The sequence below is a fragment of the Streptomyces hebeiensis genome, from assembly GCF_052983195.1.
Genome location: NZ_CM129812.1, coordinates 2,578,422 through 2,596,015, shown reverse-complemented (window position 1 = coordinate 2,596,015; position 17,594 = coordinate 2,578,422). Strand labels below are relative to the sequence as shown.

The following is a 17,594-nucleotide window of genomic DNA, read 5'->3' as shown; positions in this document are numbered from 1 at the left end:
TGATCTAGATCTCTTTGTGAAGGTCTTGTGGTTCATGTGAAGGCTCTTCGATGCAAAGAGTTGGTAACCGGCGGGGCGCGGGGCGGCTCAGGCCGACGCGGCCAGCTCGTAACCCGCCTCGTCCACGGCGGCGCGCACGGCGGTCTCGTCCAGCGGGGCCTTGGAGACGACGGTGACCTCTCCGGTGGCGGCGACGGCCTGCACGGAGGTCACGCCCGCGATCCCGGAGATCTCGCCGGCGACGGCGCCTTCGCAGTGTCCGCAGGTCATGCCGGTGACACGGTAGACGGTGGTGACCTGGTCGGGGGAGGTGGTCCGGTCGGTGGTCTCGGGCTGCGTCTCGGCGGTCATGGCGATCTCCTCTTCGGGCGTTGCTGGGGAGGGCTGTGGGGCGCCGGAGGGTCGCGGGGACCCGGTGGCGCCGAACCTCGGATTCGACTTTACCCCCAGGGGGTATAAAACCGAAGCCTAGGAGGCGGGTCGCGCCCGGCAGTCCTCTACGAGCGGCTGCAGGTAGCGGAAGAGGAGGGTCTTCAACTCGGTGATGTACGCGTCACGCTCGTCCGGCTCGACGGACAGGGTCAGGTCGAGTCCGGCCTTGAAGGTGGCGAAGGCGAGCCGGGCGATCCGGGAGACCTCGGCCGGCGAGGCTTCCGAGAGGTGGCCGCTCAGGATCCCCTCGACCTGGGAGAGCAGGGACGAGTGCAGGTCCGCGTGGTCCATCGCGATCTTTCCGGGAATGTCGGGGCCGTGCATGAGGACGCCGAACGCCGGGTTCTCGTGGTTGAACCGGATCAACGGGTCCAGGACCGCTTCCAGCAGCTCCTCCAGGGGCAGTTCGAGGTGGGCGGGCGTGAGCGCCCGGCCGTAGGTGGCGCGCCAGCGTCGCAGCAGCTGATCGCCCAGCTCGACGGCGATGGCCTCCTTGTTGGGAAAGAACTGGTAGAGCGTGCCGGGGGAGATGCCCGCCTCGCGGGCGATGGCGTTGGTGCTCGCGCCCGTGTAGCCGGCGGTGGAGAACACGGTGGCCGCGGCGTCGAGGATCTGGGCGATGCGACGCTCGCCGCGCGCCTGGCGGCGGCGCGGTCGCGCGGTCGCGGCGGCGGGGTCCGGAGCCTTCCGTCGCGTGCCCTCGGCGTCGTCGCTGTTCGCCTCCGGCATATCAATCCCCCGGCTTTCCTGGATCAGTTGACAAATGCGAGAGGTCACTCGCATTCTTGTATTGCGAGTGGGGGCTCGTATTTTCAGTCTATGGGTACTGGCCGACCCGTGCGGAGACATGGGTCACGGTGAAGGGGACACCGCACCATGTCCGAAGTCAACACGGCGCCGCCGCTCGGCGGGTGGACCCGTTTCGTCACCGCGCGTCCGAGGCTGACCTTGCTGGCCGCGCTGGTGATCACGGTGCTCGCCGTGTTCGCGGGAGGCGGCGTCGGGGACCGGCTGAGCAGCGGCGGCTGGGAGGATCCGGACGCCGAGTCGACCTATGCGACCAAGGCGCTGGAGCGGGAGTTCCCCGCTTCCCAGCCGAATCTGCTGCTGCTCGTCGACAGCGGGACCCGCGGCGTGGACGAACCCGCCGTGGCCGCCGAGGCGAAGAGGATCACCGAGCGGCTGGCGGCGGAGAAGGGCATCACCGGCGTCGGGTCGTACTGGCAGACCCGGGCACCCTCGCTGCGCGCCGAGGACGGGCGGCAAGCGCTCGTCGTCGCGCGGCTCGAGGGGGACGAGAAGACCGCCGCCGCGACCCTGGACCGGATAGCGCCCGCCTTCCGCGGCGAGCGGGGGCCGGTGGAGGTCTCGTTCGGCGGTCCCGTCGCCATCCGGCACGAGGTGCAGACCACGATCCAGGAGGACCTGCTGCGGGCCGAGCTGGTCGCCCTGCCCGTGACGCTGGTGCTGCTGGTGATGGTCTTCGGCAGCGCGGTCGCCGCCCTGCTGCCGCTGGGGCTCGGTGTCGTCGCCATCCTGGGGACCGACGCGGTGCTGCGCGGGCTCACCGAGCTCACCGAGGTCTCGATCTTCGCCCAGAACCTGACGACTGCCCTGGGCCTGGGGCTGGCCATCGACTACGCCCTGTTCATCGTGCGCCGCTTCCGCGAGGAGCTGGCCGGGGGCGCCGAGGTGAGAGCGGCCGTCGGCACCACGCTGCGCACCGCCGGGCGTACGGTGCTGTTCTCCGCGCTGACCGTGGCGGTGTCGCTGGCCGCCATGATGGTCTTCCCTCAGTACTTCCTGCGTTCCTTCGCCTATGCCGGCATCGCGGTGGTGTTGCTCGCGGCCGCCGCCGCGCTGGTCCTGCTGCCCGCCGCGCTCATGCTGCTGGGCCACCGGGTCAATGCCCTGGACCTTCGGCGTCTGCTGCGCCGCGGGCGAGGCAAGGGCCGTGAGGGCACCGGTGCGGGCGGGGCGGTCGGCGACGGCAGTTCCGGCGCCGAGGCGGCGTCCGGTGCCGTGGAGCCCGGCGCCAGGTGGGGGCGCACGGCCGCGCTGGTGATGCGCAGGGCCCCGCTCTTCGCCCTCGCCACCACGGCCGGCCTGGTACTGCTCGGGACGCCCTTCCTGGGCGTCAAGTTCGGCACGGCCGACGACCGGCAGCTGCCGTCGAGCGCCGAGTCCCGGGTCGTCCAGCAGGAGATCCGCGACAACTTCCCGGGCAACCCCAGTGGTGGCCTCCAGGTGCTCACGAAAGGCGATGCGACGCCCGCCGAGTACGCCGACTACCGCGACCGGATAGCCGCCCTTCCCGGGGTGGCGAGGGCCGACGGCCCCGTCCCCGGTGAGGGCGGGCACGCGTACTTCACGGTGCTGCCCAGGGGGGAGGCCGTGAGCGAGGAGGCCCAGGACCTGGTCCGGGGGATCCGTGCGGAGCCGGCGGAGTTCGACACCTCGGTCACCGGTACGGCAGCGGTCCTGGTCGACTCCAAGGAAGCGATAGGGGATCGGCTGCTGCTGGCCCTGGCCCTCATCGTGGTGGCGACGTTGTTCCTGGTCTTCCTGCTCACCGGCAGCGTGCTGATACCGATCCAGGCGGTCGTGCTCAACGCCCTCAGCCTGACCGCGATGTTCGGGGCGGTGGTCTGGGTCTTCCAGGACGGCCACCTCTCCGGTCCGCTCGCCTTCACCGCCACGGGGGACATAGAGACGACGCTGCCGGTCGTGATGTTCTGTGTGGCCTTCGGGCTCTCCATGGACTACGGGGTCTTCCTGCTCTCCCGGATCAAGGAGGAGTACGACCGCAGCGGTGACCACGAGCGATCGGTGTCGTTCGGGCTCCAGCGCACCGGAGGGCTGATCACCGCGGCCGCCCTGCTCCTGGCGGTGGTCATGGTGGCCATCGGCACCTCGCGGGTGACCAGCACGAAGCTGCTGGGGCTCGGCATCACACTGGCCGTGCTCATGGACGCGATGGTGGTGCGCAGTCTGCTGGTTCCCGCGGTGATGAAGCTGACCGGCAGGGCGACCTGGTGGGCGCCGGGCCCGTTGCGCCGGTTCCACGTCCGGTTCGGGCTGAGCGAGGGCGAGTCCGCCCCGAGGGCGGAGGAGCGTCATCACCAGGCCGACGGCCGAGGGGCGGAGACGAGTGGGACGTCCGACGGGCAGCAGGGCTCGGACGGGCCGGAGGGATCGGAAGGAACGTCCGGACCGGGCAAGGAACTGGAGTCGGGGGCGCGGAGCAAGAGGTGAGCAAGGGCGAGCGGAACAGGGGGGCGACGGCGTAGAGGGCGGAGTCGGAGGCGGGTGGTCCTCGGGGCGGTCCGGGACCGGGCCCGTCGGTCGAGACGAGCGACGCGATCGCGTGTCCGCCGTCAGACTCCGCAGCCACGCAGGAAGCGGCGCGTACGTTCGGCGATCGGGAAGGGCTTGTCCGGCGGGCAGGGGTACATGTCCTGCTCGACGATGGCGAAGAGGTCGACGTCCAGCCGCCGGGCCGCCGCCAGTACCGGCTCCAGCGCCGGTACACCGGCCGGCGGCTCGCACATCACCCCGCGCCCCACGGCGGGCCCGAAGGGCACCTCGTTCGCGACGACGTCGGCCAGGATCTCCGGGTCCACCTGCTTCAGATGGAGGTAGCCGATCCGCTCGCCGTACGTCTCGATCAGCTTGACGCTGTCACCGCCGCAGTAGGCGTAGTGGCCGGTGTCCAGACAGAGCGAGACCAGGGAAGGGTCGGTCGCGTCGAGGAAACGGCTGACGTTCTCCTCCGTGTCGATGTGGGTGTCGGCGTGCGGATGGACGACGACCCGCAGCCCGTACCGGTCCCGCACCTCCCGGCCGAGACGCTCGGTCGATGAGGTCAGATCGCGCCATTGGTCCGGCGTGAGCGTGCGGTCCTCCAGGACCTTCCCGGTCTTGTCGTCGCGCCAGAACGAGGGGATGACGACCAGGTGGTCCGCGCCCATCGCCCGGGTGAGCGCGGCGATGTCCGAGACGTGCGCCCAGGTCTCCTCCCAGACGGCGGGCCCGCGGTGGAGCCCGGTGAAGACCGTCCCGGCCGACACCTTGAGCCCGCGCCGGGCGGTCTCCTCGCCCAACCGGGCGGGATCCGACGGCAGATACCCGTACGGGCCGAGCTCGATCCACTCGTAGCCCGCCTCGGCGACCTCGTCGAGGAAACGCCGCCAGGGCACCTGGCGCGGATCGTCGGGAAACCACACCCCCCAGGAGTCGGGGGCCGATCCGACCCGGATGCGGTTCTGCGAGGGTGCGGAGGAGGTCATGCCGACCAGCTTTCCGGCCCCGCGGAAAAGGTGTCAAGGCCTTGGTCCGAATGTAAGGACAAAACGTTGACAGGGTTCCGCCGGGAGCACTAAACCTGGCAATGGCCGTCGCACCGAAGGGTCGAACGAAGGGGCCTGCATGCCTGCGCACGACGTCATCACCATGGGCCGGATCGGGGTCGATCTCTACCCGCTGCGCACCGGGGTCCCGCTGGCGCAGGTCGACGCCTTCGGGAAGTTCCTCGGCGGTTCCGCGACGAACGTGGCGGTCGCCGCGGCCCGGCTGGGCCGGCGCGCGGCGGTCATCACCCGCACCGGACGCGACCCGTTCGGGGACTACCTCCACCAGGCGCTCCGGGAATTCGGGGTGGACGACCACTGGGTGACCCCGGTCGACGCGTACCCGACGCCGGTGACCTTCTGCGAGGTCTTCCCGCCGGACGACTTCCCGCTCTACTTCTACCGGCAGCCCAAGGCGCCGGACCTGGAGATTCACCCGGACGAGCTGGACCTGGACGCGATCAGGGCGGCCCGCGTCTTCTGGATGACGGGGACGGGGCTGTGCGCCGAGCCCAGCCGCTCCGCCACGCTGGCCGCGCTCCGGGCCCGGGATCGCCGGGGCACCACCGTCTTCGACCTCGACTGGCGGCCGATGTTCTGGGACGACGCCGGTCCCGCCGCCCGCGCCCACTACGCGGAGGCGCTGCGCTACGCCACCGTCGCCGTCGGCAATCTCGACGAGTGCGAGGTCGCCGTGGGGGAGCGGGATCCGGACGGCGCGGCGCGGGCCCTCCTCGACGCCGGGGCCGAACTGGCCGTCGTCAAACAGGGACCGAAGGGCGTCCTCGCCGTCCACCGGGACGGCACCCGCGCCGAGGTCCCGCCCGTCCCCGTCGAGGTCGTCAACGGGCTGGGCGCGGGAGACGCCTTCGGGGGCGCGCTGTGCCACGGGCTGCTGGCGGGCTGGGAACTGACACGGGTCATGCGGTACGCCAACGCGGCGGGCGCGATCGTCGCCGCCAGGCTGGCCTGCTCCTCCGCCATGCCGTACGACGACGAGGTCGGCCAGGTCGTCGCGGGCGGCCCGGTCCCGGATCAGCGACCGGACCAGCGACCGGATCAGCGACCGGATCAGGAGCGGCAAACAGCCCAGGAGCCGACCCGTTCGGCGGCGCCGCCCCCGGCCGCCGGGCCGACTGCCGCGGCGGACCCTTCGGCCGCGCCCGCGGCCACCTCCCCGGCCGCCGGACCCGCCCAGGAGGCCGGAGCGTGACCCGCGTCGATGTCACCGAGCTCGTCCGGCTGCGCGCGCACCACCCGGAAGCCGTCGCCGAGGCCGCCGCCCGCCGGGTCCGGCGGCCCCTGCTGCGCCCCGCCGGCCGTCTGATGATCATCGCCGCCGACCACCCGGCCCGGGGCGCGCTCGCGGTCGGGAACAGCCGGTCCGCCATGGCCAACCGTCAGGAGCTGCTGGAGCGGCTGTGTCTGGCCCTGTCGCGCCCCGGTGTCGACGGCGTGCTGGCCAGCGCCGACATCCTCGACGACCTGCTGCTCCTGGGTGCCCTGGAGGACCGCGTCGTCGTGGGCTCCATGAACCGCGGTGGCCTCGCGGGCGCGGCCTTCGAACTGGACGACCGCTTCACGGGGCACCGCCCCGACGACCTCGACCGGCTCCGGTTCGACGCGGGCAAGCTGCTGCTCCGCGTCGACTACGCGGACCCCGGCTCGCTGACCACCCTGCACTCCGCCGCCCGGGCCGTCGACGCCATGGCGGCGCTGCGGCTGCCGGTCTTCGTCGAGCCGTTCATCTGCCGCCGGGCCGACGGACGGCTCGTCACGGACCTGAGCGCCGAGGCCGTCACACGGTCGATAGCCATCGCCTCCGGGCTGGGCGGCACCTCCGCGTACACCTGGCTGAAGCTGCCCGTCACCGAGGATCCCGACGACATGGCGCGGGTGCTGGAGACCTCGACGCTGCCCGCCGTCCTGCTGGGCGGCGAGACGGGGGGTGACCAGCAGGGCGCGTACGAGAGGTGGCGCAAGGCGCTGCGACTGCCCACCGTCCAGGGGCTGGTGGTGGGGCGCTCGCTGCTCTATCCGGCCGACGGTGACGTGGCCGGAGCCGTCGACACGGCCGTGGGACTGCTGTGAAGGGTAGGGGAGAGAGCATGACGACCGTCCATGAACCGAGCGGACCGGGCCGGCCGGCCGGGCCCGGCGCCCCGGCCTCCGGGCCGCACGACCGCTACGTGCCCGCCGGGAGCGGTGCCCGTGGCCCGTACGCCCTCGACATCGACCCCGAGCGGGCCGGCTGGGCCTACAGCAGCCTGCGCGTTCTCGAACTCCCGCCCGGCGGCAGCCACACGCTGGCGACCGGAAACAGCGAGTGGATCGTCCTGCCCCTCGAGGGCGGTTGTACGGTGCACACGGAAGGCGAGTTCTTCGAACTGCTGGGCAGGCGAAGCGTGTTCGGCGGAGCGACCGACTTCGCCTATGTGCCCCGCGACGCCCACGCACAGATCGCCTCCGGCGCTGGAGGCCGCTTCGCCCTGGCAGGAGCGAAGTGCGAGCGACGACTCCCCGCTCGCTACGGCCCCGCGCCGGAGGTTCCCGTCCTGCTGCGCGGCGCGGGCGTCTGTTCGCGCCAGGTCAACAACTTCGCCATGCCCGACGGCTTCGCCTGCGACCGGCTGCTCGCCGTCGAGGTCATCACCCCCGGCGGCAACTGGTCCTCCTATCCGCCGCACAAGCACGACGAGCACATCCCGGGGGCCGAGTCGGAGCTGGAGGAGATCTACTACTTCGAGATCGACCGCGACGGGGTCGGCTACCAGCGTGTCTCGCCCTCCCGACGCGGCGGCACGGACGTGCTCACCGAGGTCCGTACGGGCGACACGGTCCTCATCCCGGACGGCTGGCACGGCCCGGCGATCGCCCCGCCCGGCCGGGACATGTACTACCTCAACGTGATGGCGGGCCCCGGCGAGAAGCGGGAGTGGCTGATCAGCGACCACCCCGACCACGGCTGGATCAGGGACACCTGGCCGGACCTCCCGGTGGATCCCCGTCTGCCGCTGTACGGGACGGGCCCGGGCCCCGCGGCCGGGGAGGACGCGCGATGACCACGACCCCGTACCCCGGCGAGGACGCGCGCGCCGGCGATGCCCCGGGCCTCGGCGAAGACCCGCCCCCGGAGGCTGCCCCGCGCACCGGCGAAGACGCGCGCGCCGGCGCCCGCCCGCACACCCGGCGCCTCACCGTCGCCCAGGCTCTGATCGCCTTCCTCGCCCGCCAGTTCACGGAGCGGGACGGCCGTCGCCGGCGTTTGATCAACGCCACTTGGGGCATCTTCGGCCACGGCAACGTGGCGGGTGTAGGACAGGCCCTTGTCGAGTCCCGGGCGGACATGCGGTACTTGCAGGGACGCAACGAACAGGCCATGGTGCACGCCGCCGTCGGGTACGCCCGCCAGAGCAACCGCCTCTCCGCCCACGCCGTGACCACCTCCATCGGCCCGGGCGCCACCAACCTCGTCACCGGAGCCGCCCTCGCGACCATCAACCGACTCCCGGTCCTGCTGCTCCCCGGAGACGTCTTCGCCACCCGGCCCGCCGACCCCGTCCTCCAACAGCTCGAAGTCCCCTCGGCCGGCGATGTCTCCGTCAACGACGCCCTGCGCCCCGTGTCGGTGTACTTCGACCGCGTCACCCGCCCCGAGGCGCTGATCCCCGCCGCGCTCGCCGCGATGCGGGTGCTCACCGACCCCGCCGAGACGGGCGCCGTCACCCTCGCGCTGCCCCAGGACGTCCAGGCCGAGGCGTACGACTGGCCGGAGGAGTTCTTCGCCGAGCGCGTCTGGCGGATCCGCCGTCAGGCACCGGACCCGGAGGAACTGGCCGAGGCCGTCACGCTGGTACGGGCCGCCCGGCGCCCGCTGCTGGTCGCGGGCGGAGGGGTGCGCTACAGCGGGGCGGAGGACGTACTGGCCGCGTTCGCCGACGCGACGGGCATCCCCGTGGCCGCCACCCAGGCGGGCAAGGGCTCCCTGCGCCATGACCACCCCTGTGACGTCGGCGGCGTCGGTCACACCGGCACGGCCACGGCCGACGAACTGGCCAGGACAGCCGACCTGGTCATCGGCGTCGGCACCCGCTGGTCGGACTTCTCCACCGCGTCCGCCACCCTCTTCCAGAACCCGGAAGTCCGCTTCCTGAACCTGAACGTCACCGGCTTCGACGCCCACAAGCTCGCGGCCCACCCGCTGGTGGCCGACGCCCGTACGGCCCTGGAGGGGCTGCTCGCCGCCCTGGCCGGGCCGGCCGGCGGCAGGGGTGAGGTCGGTGAGCGGCTCGAGGACGGAGAGCCGTCGCCGTACCGCGTCCCCGCCTCGTACGAAGCCGAGTTCCGCGCGGCCAAGGAACGCTGGGAGCAGCGCGTCCAGGCGGCCTTCGACGCGGAAGACGAACTGCGACCGCCGACCCAGGCGCAGGTCCTCGGCGCGCTCGACGCGCTGGCCACCGGCGAGGACATCGTCATCAACGCGGCCGGTTCGCTCCCCGGCGACCTGCACAAGCTGTGGCGGGCCCGCTCGCGCGACCAGTACCACGTCGAATACGGCTACTCCTGCATGGGATACGAGATCCCGGCGGCCCTCGGAGTGCTGCTCGCGGCCCCCGAGCGGCCGGTCTGGGCCTTCGTCGGGGACGGCACCTACCTGATGAACCCCACGGAGATCGTCACCGCCGTCCAGGAGCGGCTGCCCCTGAAGGTCGTGATCCTCCAGAACCACGGCTACGCCTCCATCGGCGGCCTCTCCGAGGCGGTGGGCGCGGAGCGCTTCGGCACGGCCTACCGGTTCCGGGCCGAGGACGCCACGTACACCGGCGACCCGCTGCCCGTGGACCTCGCCGCCAACGCCGCCTCTCTCGGAATGCGGGTGATCCGCGCCAAGACGGTCCGTGACCTGCGCGAAGCACTGGCCCGGGCGCGGGCCGCCCGGGAAGCCACCTGTGTTTACGTGGAGACAGGGACGGGCGACACCGGGCCGGGGGTCCCGCAGGCGCAGGCGTGGTGGGATGTTCCCGTGGCCGGGACGGCGACCCGCGCGTCCGCCGTCAGGGCTCGTACGGACTACGACCGCCACGCCGCCGCCCGGCGCCGTCATCTGTGAGGGTCACCTGTGAGGGAGTACGCGATGAAGACCGTCCACCACTGGATCGGCGGCAAGACCGTCGAGGGCACGTCGGGCGACTGGGGCCCGGTCACCGACCCGGCCACCGGCGCCGTCACCACCCAGGTCGCGCTGGCCTCCGCCGAGGAGGTGGACAGCGCGGTCGCCGCCGCGAAGGCCGCGTACACCACCTGGCGGACCTCGTCCCTCGCCCAGCGCACCGCCGTCCTCTTCCGCTACCGCGCGCTGCTCGACACGCGCCGTGACGACATCGCCGCGCTGATTACGGCGGAGCACGGCAAGGTGCACTCCGACGCGCTCGGCGAGGTCGCGCGCGGGCTGGAGATCGTCGAGCTGGCCTGCGGGATCACCACCCAGCTCAAGGGCGAGCTGTCCACGCAGGTCGCCGGCCGGGTGGATGTCGCGGCGATCCGGCAGCCGCTCGGCGTGGTCGCGGGCATCACGCCGTTCAACTTCCCGGCGATGGTGCCGATGTGGATGTTCCCGCTGGCCATCGCCTGCGGCAACACCTTCGTGCTCAAGCCCAGCGAGAAGGACCCGTCGGCGGCCAACCTGCTGGCGGAACTGGCGGCCGAGGCAGGGCTGCCCGACGGCGTGCTCAACGTCGTGCACGGCGACAAGGTCGCGGTGGACACGCTGCTCGCGCACCCGGACGTGGCCGCGGTCTCGTTCGTCGGATCGACCCCCGTCGCCCGCCACATCCACGCGACGGCCACCGCCCACGGCAAGCGCGTCCAGGCGCTCGGCGGCGCCAAGAACCACATGCTGGTCCTGCCCGACGCGGACCTCGACGCGGCGGCGGACGCGGCGGTCTCGGCCGCGTACGGGTCGGCCGGTGAGCGCTGCATGGCCATCTCGGCCGTCGTCGCCGTGGGGTCGACGGGGGACGAACTGGTCGCCAAGATCCGCGAGCGCGCCGAGAAGATCAGGATCGGTCCCGGCACCGACCCGGAGTCCGAGATGGGCCCGCTGATCACCAAGGCCCACCGCGACAAGGTCGCCTCCTACGTCACGGGCGCGGCGGCCCAGGGCGCCGAGGTCGTCCTGGACGGTACGGGACACACGGTCGAGGGCTACGAGGACGGCCACTGGATCGGCCTGTCCCTGCTCGACAAGGTCTCCACGGATTCCGACGCGTACCGCGACGAGATCTTCGGCCCGGTGCTGGTCGTGCTGCGCGCCGCGACGTACGAGGACGGGGTGGCCCTGATCAACGCCTCGCCGTACGGCAACGGCACGGCCGTCTTCACCCGCGACGGCGGTGCGGCCCGCCGCTTCCAGCTGGAGGTCGAGGCAGGGATGGTCGGGGTGAACGTGCCGATCCCGGTGCCCGTCGGCTACCACTCCTTCGGCGGCTGGAAGGACTCGCTCTTCGGCGACCACCACATCTACGGCAACGACGGGGTGCACTTCTACACGCGCGGCAAGGTCGTCACCACCCGCTGGCCGGACCCCTCGGAGGCACCGGCGGGCGTGGACCTGGGATTCCCGCGCAACCACTGACGGGGCCACGGGCCCGCGGCCGAGAGCCCACGGCCCATGGGCCCGGCAGCCGGGCCACCGACCGGGGAAGCCCGGGCTGACGCGGCACTGGCGAGCGGCGGCGGCACTGGCGAGGGACAGCGGCACTGCTGAGCGGCGGCGGCCCGTACGACGACCTGACGTCGTACGGGCCGCCGCCGTTCGTCGTGTCCGCCGCCGTTCGTCGTGTCCCGAAACGACCGGCCACCGACGGGCGGATTCACCCGACCCCGTGACCGACGGCACGACGCACGCGTTGACCGGACGCAGTCGTACGCGTCGCGCCGGTGCCCAGGTCGCCGGCCGTGACTGATTCGCTCCGGTGGCCCGGCCGGACCGGAGGCAGGAGGACAAAGATGTGCGGCATCACCGGCTGGGTCTCCTTCGACCTCTCCTTCGGCCGTGACCCGCGTACCGCGTCCGCGACCCTGGACGCGATGACGGAGACGATGTCCTGCCGGGGCCCGGACGACTCCGGTACCTGGGCCGACGGCCCCGCCGGGCTCGGGCACCGCCGCCTGGCCATCATCGACCTGCCCGGCGGACGCCAGCCGATGACGCTCGGGACGCCGCGCGGCCCGCTCGCGCTCGTCTACTCGGGGGAGACGTACAACTTCGCCGAGCTGCGCCGCGAACTGACCGGCCGGGGACACCGGTTCACCACCGACTCCGACACCGAGGTGGTGCTCCACGGCTACCTGGAGTGGGGCGAGTCCGTCGCCGAGCGGCTCAACGGCATGTACGCCTTCGCCGTCTGGGACGGCCGGGACCAGAAACTGGTGATGGTCCGCGACCGGATGGGCATCAAACCGCTCTACTACCACCCGACCGGTGACGGCGTCCTGTTCGGCTCCGAGCCCAAGGCGATCCTCGCCCACCCGCTCGCCCGGCCACGGGTCGCGCTGGACGGGCTGCGCGAGCTGGCGGCCTTCGTCAAGACACCCGGACACGCCGTGTGGGACGGCATGCGCGAGGTCGAGCCGGGGACGGTGGTGACCGTGGACCGGCACGGCCCGCGCCGGAGCGTCTACTGGTCGCTGGAGACCCGGCCGCACGGCGACGACCGGGACGCCTCGGTGGCCCGGGTCCGCACCCTGCTGGACGACATCGTGCGCCGCCAGCTCGTCGCCGACGTACCCCGCTGTGTTCTCCTGTCCGGCGGCCTCGACTCCTCCGCGCTGACCGCGCTGGCGGCGCGTCAGCTGGCCCTCACGGGGGAGCGGGTCCGCAGCTTCGCCGTCGACTTCGTGGGGCAGGCGGAGCACTTCGTCGCGGACCGGCTCCGTACGACCCCGGACGCGCCGTTCGTGCACGACGTGGCGAAGACCGCCGGCACGGACCACCAGGACATCGTCCTGGACACCGACGCGCTGGCCGATCCGTCGGTCCGCGCCAGGGTGATCAGGGCCCGGGACATCCCGATGGGTCTCGGCGACATGGACGCGTCGCTGTACCTGCTCTTCCGGGCGATCCGGGAGCACTCGACGGTCGCGCTGTCCGGTGAGTCGGCGGACGAGGTCTTCGGCGGGTACCTCCAGTTCTTCGACGAGGAGGCGCGGCGGGCGCGGACGTTCCCCTGGCTGGTGCAGTACGAGAGGTACGTCGACGAGGCGGAGGTCCTGCGCCCCGAGCTGAACACGGCCCTGGACATCCCCTCCTTCCTGCGCGACAGCTACGCCACGGCGGTCGCCGGCGTCGAACGGCTCGGCGGCGAGAGCGACTTCGAGTACCGCATGCGCGTGATCTCCCATCTGCACCTGACGCGCTTCGTCCGCATCCTGCTGGACCGCAAGGACCGCATGAGCATGGCGGTGGGCCTGGAGGTCCGGGTCCCCTTCTGCGACCACCGGCTGGTCGAGTACGTGTACAACGCGCCGTGGTCGCTCAAGTCCTTCGACGGCCGGGAGAAGAGCCTGCTGCGCGAGGCGACGGCGGACGTACTGCCGAAGTCGGTGTACGACCGGGTCAAGAGCCCGTACCCGACGACGCAGGACCCGAAGTACGCGATCGCGCTCCAGAACCACGCCAAGGACCTGCTGGCGCGTCCCGCCCACCCCGTCTTCGACCTGGTGGACCCGGCGGCCCTGCGGCGACTGGCGGAACGGGAGAGCCCCCAGGTCACGACGGCGTCGAGGCGCGGTCTGGAGCGTGCGCTGGATCTGGCGCTCTGGCTGGAGATGTACGAGCCGGAGCTGGTGCTGTCCTGAGACGTGCCGTCAGTCGCCCCGGCGGCCCGCGGCGGACGCGTCGGTCCGCAGGTACTCCGCCAGCTTGCCTATGAGCCGGGCCGCGTTGTCCAGGCCCTGGGCCGTCTCGCCCAGCTCCCCGGCGAGCAGCTGCTCACGCGGCCCGCCCGGCTGCTGCCCCGCGTCGGACTCGGGGCCGGGCACGGTCGTACCCCGGTATCCGACGGGCGAGCCGCCGGCCGGCGCGTAGTAGCCGATGAAGTCGGACGCGGGGGCGTCGGCGGAGTCGGTCGCCGCGCCGCCGCGGGTGAAGAACTGGACCCGGGAGAGCTGGGTCTCGTTCGAGCCGCCGTTCCGCGTGACGAGCAGGCGGTAGCGGCGGTAGGCCGTGGCGTTGGCGAAGGTGAAGTCCTTCGTCTCGTGGCGGTGTTTGAAGCGCTCGCCCGAGCGGGAGTCCAGCGTCGTCCACGTACTGCCGTCGTGCGAGCCCTGGAGGTCCCAGGCCCGCGGGTCCCGGTCCGGGAAGTCGTTGGCCGAGGTCAGCTGGTACCCCACGACGGCGGCAGGCTGCCGGAGGGTGAAGTCCAGCTCGGGGGTGTCGTCGTGCGCCAGCCACTTGTTGTGAGCCTTGCGGAGCAGGTTGCTCGCGACCTCGCCCATCATCTCGAACTCGTCGCTCGCCTCGACGTCGGTGACCGTGTCGGTGATGTCGAGCAGTTCGTCGACGGTGGTCGGTGCGGGTCCGCCCGAACCGGCCGGTCCGCCCGGTCCGCCCGGTCCGCCCGGTCCGCCCGGCTCGGCGTCGGCGGCGCGCACGGTCACCGAGGCCGCGTTGCCGCGCCGGTCGCTCCAGGACACCCGCTCCACCGGTGCACCGCCGTCGTCGAGCAGCAGCCGCAGCTCCCCGGCCGGGCGCCAGTCGCCGTCCCGGCCCTCCTCCGTGGAGAACCGGTGCAGCGGCGCGCCGGCGGTGCCCTCGGGGTAGGCCCAGCGGTCCGCGAGGGCGCCACGGAACTCGCCCATGGCGCCGTCGGCGGCCCGGTAGTGCCCGTGGAAGCCGGACAGGTCCTCGCGGAGCCCGATCGCCGCCTCCGCACCGTCGGCCGTACGCCAGCCGAGGTGCGCCGGGACGGCCCGGTCGCCCCGGTCGAGGTGGACGAGCAGCCGGGGCGCGGGCTGCCAGGCGGTCGTGCCCGGCGCGCGCCGCTCGGTGCTGAACGCGAAGACCGACCGGCGGCTCGCCCTGGCCTCCAGCGCGCGCCGCGCCCCACCGCTGTCCCGGGCCGGGTCCACGGTGACCGCGGTCAGCCGCAGGATCCCCTCCTCGTCGGCGGGGCAGCGTATGGTCAGGATGTTGTCGCCCGGCGTCAGCACGCCCTCGGGAACCGACAGGACGGTCTCCTGGGACACGTCCCGGCCCTCGCCCCCGGACACCCCGTACGCCGCGGGCACCGCGAGCCGCTCCGCCACCAGCGCGCCGTTGAGCAGGACGTCCATGGGGACGCTCGCGCCGAGGGCCGTCACGGTGACGACGGCCTCGAAGCTCTTCTCCTCCCGGCCCGTCGAGAAGTCGAGCTTGACGTAACCGCCCGCGCCCAGCGCGAGGTGTGAGGGGGCGACCCCGCACCGGTGGTGGCCGACGACGGCGTTCGACAGTCGGGCCGGGGTGGTGGAGAAGTCCGCGAAGACCGGTTCCATCTCTGTTCCTCAAGGTGTCGTCCAGTGGTGACCGACAGAAGGCCGCGCAGCGCGGTTCCGCCGATGTGAGGAAGCTACCGGGCCCCACTGACAATCCGGCGGCGTGACCGCGTACGGCCAACGCGCCCATGCACACGGGGCGTTGGCCACCAGGCCCCCGTTCCGGCACGTCGTCACGGGTCACCGTCGGTTCACGGGACGGCGTCCGGAAGGGACAGCGTCGCCCACACGACCTTGCCCGGCCCGTCCCTGTCGTCGGCGCCCCACGCGTCGGCGAGCGCGGCCACCAGCATCAGCCCCCGCCCGTCACACGCGTCCTCGTCCGGTGTACGTCGCACGGGGCGTTCGGCGGATGCGTCGTGCACCTCGATACGGAGACCGTCGGGGACCGGCAGGTAACGCGTCTCGATCCGCCGCCCCGGCGAGACCCGTGCGTGCCGAGCCGCGTTGGTGAGCAGTTCCGAGAGGACCAGCACGGCCGAGTCCTCCAGCGCCGACAACCCCCACTCGGCGAGCGCCTTGCGCAACTCCAGACGCGCGAGGCTCACGCAGCGCGGATGCCGGGTCCAGCGCAGCACGACGGCCCGGTTGCCGTCGGACTCCCGCATCACCGGGTGCCGTTCGCCGCGTGGTGTGCGGCACGCCGCTTCTCCTGGATTAATCCGTTGAGCGGCATGACGAAGAAACGGGAGAAGAGGTTGTTCATGTTGACGCTCCTCACAAGCGTTGGCCAAACCCTGTGCCGGTAACGGCGATTGCAGGGGAGGGGCTTGCGCGCGGTGGTTCTTTTGTGCGCTAGTAGTCACCAATCTCAACGGCCGGTGGCCGTGGAAGACATATCCGAACTGTCACCAAACCTCCTTTGGAGACAGCCGACAGCACGAAAGAAGGTTCGACCGTAATGGAGCTGAACAATGAAGGCGGCAAGCTCACACCGCGCTTACGCTTGGCGATGCGAGTGCGCAGGCTGCGAGAGCGGAAGGGGCTGTCTCTCCGGCAGTTGTCGGAAAGGGTCGGGGGCTACTCGCACAGTTATCTGGGGCGGGTGGAATTAGGTTCTCAGCTTCCCTCCGAGGCGCTGGTGAACATGCTGGATGAATTCTTCGACACGGATGGAGTTCTGGTCGATCTGTTGGAGATGGCGCACGACTCTTTGGTGGCCGACTACAGTCGCAAATTTCTCAAGAAGGAGCCGGAGGCTGAACGAATTCAAGTCTTCACGAGCAGCTTGGTGCCCGGGCTGCTTCAGACTCCCGGCTACGCGCACGCGCTGTTCCGGAAATCACTGCCCGGGGAAGCGGAGGACGGGCTGAGCGGGCTGGTCACTGTGCGTATGGCCCGACAACGGATCTTCGAGCGTTCGGAGCCATTTCCTTACTGGGCAATCGTTGACGAAGCGGCGCTGAGGCGGCCCATGGGCGGTTCCGTGTGTATGGCAGGGCAGATGAGGCACCTTCTGTGCGCCGCCGCTCGGCCACGTACGACGCTGCAAGTGCTGCCGTTCAGCAAGGGGGCCCATCCCATGCTGGGAGGCAGCCTGACCCTCATGACCTTGAAGGACGGCGGAACGATCGCCTTGGTCGAGAGCTTCAAGTCCGGTGAAGGGGTGGATGCGCCGAAGAAGGTGGTCGAGTTGATCGAACTCTTCGATCTGGCGCGTTCGATGGCTCTGACGGATGATGAGTCCGTCGACCTTATCCGCGGATACCTGAAAGAGTATGAAGATGATGACGATTCCTGACGCATCCGCACTGGTCACCTGGCGTAAGTCCAGTTACAGCGACAACGGGGACGGCGGTTGCGTCGAGGTGTCGGACGGCTACCCCTCCGGCATTCCGGTCCGTGACAGCAAGGTGCCGCATGGTCCGGCCCTTGTCTTCCGGGCGACGGACTGGGCGGCGTTCGTCGGTGCGGTCAGGGTCGGGGGCCTGTCCGCCTGACCGGTCCGGACGCGTGGCGGTGCCGCCCGCACGTTTATTCGGTGGCCCGACGCGGTCCCCGCGCAGCAGGGTGGCCGTATGCAGGACATCTCATCGCGTCGGATCCGGGCCGTGCACACCGCGTCCACCATCACCGTCCACCAGGCGTACCCGCCCGCCATCGGGCTTCCCGCCGCGCGCGACGGGCGGTTCCCGGCGGCGTGGAAGCGGGATCGGATGACGTGGGTCAAGCCGTCGTTCCTGTGGATGATGTACTGCTGCGGATGGGGGTGAAAGCTGCTACAGATTTTCTAGTCATTCATAGTCACTTCTAGTCGTTCATTTCGAATATCTTGGC

The 17,594-nt window shown here is 71.5% G+C and carries 14 protein-coding genes and 1 pseudogene; 10 read left to right on the top strand and 5 right to left on the bottom strand.

Annotated elements, in window-relative coordinates:
- Window positions 1-87 precede the first annotated feature (87 nt).
- Both ACU6P3_RS11075 and ACU6P3_RS11070 read right to left on the bottom strand, forming a co-directional pair.
- Window positions 88-351, bottom strand: a complete 264-nt coding sequence (locus ACU6P3_RS11075) for a heavy-metal-associated domain-containing protein (RefSeq protein ID WP_447196972.1) — start codon at window positions 349-351, stop codon at window positions 88-90.
- Window positions 352-468: 117 nt separating this feature from the next.
- The gene (locus ACU6P3_RS11070; protein ID WP_447197843.1) at window positions 469-1,161 is read right to left on the bottom strand and encodes a TetR/AcrR family transcriptional regulator; all 693 of its coding nucleotides are present in this window, start codon (window positions 1,159-1,161) and stop codon (window positions 469-471) included.
- Between the two features lie 147 nt (window positions 1,162-1,308).
- Between ACU6P3_RS11070 and ACU6P3_RS11065 the strand changes: the two genes are divergently transcribed.
- Window positions 1,309-3,687: an MMPL family transporter gene (locus ACU6P3_RS11065; protein WP_447196971.1), complete on the top strand. Its 2,379-nt coding sequence runs from the start codon at window positions 1,309-1,311 to the stop codon at window positions 3,685-3,687.
- 122 nt (window positions 3,688-3,809) lie between these two features.
- Here ACU6P3_RS11065 and ACU6P3_RS11060 read toward each other — a convergent pair whose 3' ends face one another.
- Window positions 3,810-4,721 (bottom strand): sugar phosphate isomerase/epimerase family protein, encoded by a 912-nt coding sequence (locus ACU6P3_RS11060; RefSeq protein WP_447196970.1) that lies wholly within the window; start codon window positions 4,719-4,721, stop codon window positions 3,810-3,812.
- A 139-nt stretch (window positions 4,722-4,860) separates the two neighbouring features.
- On the opposite strand from ACU6P3_RS11060, the gene iolC reads away from it, so the two are divergent.
- The 6 genes from iolC to asnB all read left to right on the top strand — a co-directional run bounded on the left by iolC (window position 4,861) and on the right by asnB (window position 13,640).
- Complete coding sequence (gene iolC, locus ACU6P3_RS11055) at window positions 4,861-5,994, top strand: 5-dehydro-2-deoxygluconokinase (RefSeq protein WP_447196969.1); 1,134 nt, start codon at window positions 4,861-4,863, stop codon at window positions 5,992-5,994.
- Window positions 5,991-6,872, top strand: coding sequence for a Cgl0159 family (beta/alpha)8-fold protein (locus ACU6P3_RS11050; RefSeq protein WP_447196968.1), 882 nt, complete (start codon window positions 5,991-5,993; stop codon window positions 6,870-6,872). The genes iolC and ACU6P3_RS11050 overlap by 4 nt, the downstream gene beginning before the upstream one ends.
- Before the next feature lie 17 nt (window positions 6,873-6,889).
- The gene (gene iolB / locus ACU6P3_RS11045; protein WP_447196967.1) at window positions 6,890-7,843 is read left to right on the top strand and encodes a 5-deoxy-glucuronate isomerase; all 954 of its coding nucleotides are present in this window, start codon (window positions 6,890-6,892) and stop codon (window positions 7,841-7,843) included.
- Complete coding sequence (iolD, locus tag ACU6P3_RS11040; RefSeq protein WP_447196966.1) at window positions 7,840-9,891, top strand: 3D-(3,5/4)-trihydroxycyclohexane-1,2-dione acylhydrolase (decyclizing); 2,052 nt, start codon at window positions 7,840-7,842, stop codon at window positions 9,889-9,891. Before iolB ends, iolD begins: the two co-directional genes overlap by 4 nt.
- A 24-nt stretch (window positions 9,892-9,915) precedes the next feature.
- Entirely contained in the window at window positions 9,916-11,415 is a 1,500-nt protein-coding gene (locus ACU6P3_RS11035; protein ID WP_447196965.1) for a CoA-acylating methylmalonate-semialdehyde dehydrogenase, read from the top strand.
- A gap of 374 nt (window positions 11,416-11,789) precedes the next feature.
- Window positions 11,790-13,640, top strand: a complete 1,851-nt coding sequence (asnB, locus tag ACU6P3_RS11030) for an asparagine synthase (glutamine-hydrolyzing) (RefSeq protein ID WP_447196964.1) — start codon at window positions 11,790-11,792, stop codon at window positions 13,638-13,640.
- Between the two features lie 9 nt (window positions 13,641-13,649).
- On the opposite strand, the gene ACU6P3_RS11025 is transcribed toward asnB, so the two are convergent.
- Window positions 13,650-15,317, bottom strand: a complete 1,668-nt coding sequence (locus tag ACU6P3_RS11025) for a discoidin domain-containing protein (RefSeq protein WP_447196963.1) — start codon at window positions 15,315-15,317, stop codon at window positions 13,650-13,652.
- Between the two features lie 191 nt (window positions 15,318-15,508).
- A complete protein-coding gene (locus tag ACU6P3_RS11020) occupies window positions 15,509-15,925 on the bottom strand; it encodes an ATP-binding protein (RefSeq protein WP_447196962.1) in 417 nt (138 codons plus the stop codon).
- A gap of 293 nt (window positions 15,926-16,218) precedes the next feature.
- Between ACU6P3_RS11020 and ACU6P3_RS11015 the strand changes: the two genes are divergently transcribed.
- From ACU6P3_RS11015 to ACU6P3_RS11005, 3 genes and pseudogenes are all read left to right on the top strand, one after another.
- On the top strand, window positions 16,219-17,058 hold the full coding sequence (locus ACU6P3_RS11015; protein ID WP_447196961.1) for a helix-turn-helix domain-containing protein: 840 nt from the start codon (window positions 16,219-16,221) through the stop codon (window positions 17,056-17,058).
- Complete coding sequence (locus ACU6P3_RS11010) at window positions 17,042-17,257, top strand: DUF397 domain-containing protein (RefSeq protein ID WP_447196960.1); 216 nt, start codon at window positions 17,042-17,044, stop codon at window positions 17,255-17,257. Before ACU6P3_RS11015 ends, ACU6P3_RS11010 begins: the two co-directional genes overlap by 17 nt.
- Window positions 17,258-17,335: 78 nt before the next feature.
- A pseudogene (locus ACU6P3_RS11005) lies at window positions 17,336-17,527 on the top strand (DUF4291 family protein); the annotation flags it as partial.
- Window positions 17,528-17,594 lie beyond the last annotated feature (67 nt).

Bases quoted from the DNA above. Each gene is read 5' to 3' on its own strand.
- ACU6P3_RS11025 (WP_447196963.1), bottom strand. From the start codon at position 15,317: ATGGAACCGGTCTTCGCGGACTTCTCCACCACCCCGGCCCGACTGTCG.
- iolD (WP_447196966.1), top strand. From the start codon at position 7,840: ATGACCACGACCCCGTACCCCGGCGAGGACGCGCGCGCCGGCGATGCC.
- ACU6P3_RS11060 (WP_447196970.1), bottom strand. From the start codon at position 4,721: ATGACCTCCTCCGCACCCTCGCAGAACCGCATCCGGGTCGGATCGGCC.
- ACU6P3_RS11020 (WP_447196962.1), bottom strand. From the start codon at position 15,925: ATGCGGGAGTCCGACGGCAACCGGGCCGTCGTGCTGCGCTGGACCCGG.
- iolC (WP_447196969.1), top strand. From the start codon at position 4,861: ATGCCTGCGCACGACGTCATCACCATGGGCCGGATCGGGGTCGATCTC.
- asnB (WP_447196964.1), top strand. From the start codon at position 11,790: ATGTGCGGCATCACCGGCTGGGTCTCCTTCGACCTCTCCTTCGGCCGT.
- ACU6P3_RS11065 (WP_447196971.1), top strand. From the start codon at position 1,309: ATGTCCGAAGTCAACACGGCGCCGCCGCTCGGCGGGTGGACCCGTTTC.
- iolB (WP_447196967.1), top strand. From the start codon at position 6,890: ATGACGACCGTCCATGAACCGAGCGGACCGGGCCGGCCGGCCGGGCCC.
- ACU6P3_RS11010 (WP_447196960.1), top strand. From the start codon at position 17,042: ATGATGACGATTCCTGACGCATCCGCACTGGTCACCTGGCGTAAGTCC.
- ACU6P3_RS11070 (WP_447197843.1), bottom strand. From the start codon at position 1,161: ATGCCGGAGGCGAACAGCGACGACGCCGAGGGCACGCGACGGAAGGCT.
- ACU6P3_RS11035 (WP_447196965.1), top strand. From the start codon at position 9,916: ATGAAGACCGTCCACCACTGGATCGGCGGCAAGACCGTCGAGGGCACG.
- ACU6P3_RS11015 (WP_447196961.1), top strand. From the start codon at position 16,219: ATGGAGCTGAACAATGAAGGCGGCAAGCTCACACCGCGCTTACGCTTG.
- ACU6P3_RS11075 (WP_447196972.1), bottom strand. From the start codon at position 351: ATGACCGCCGAGACGCAGCCCGAGACCACCGACCGGACCACCTCCCCC.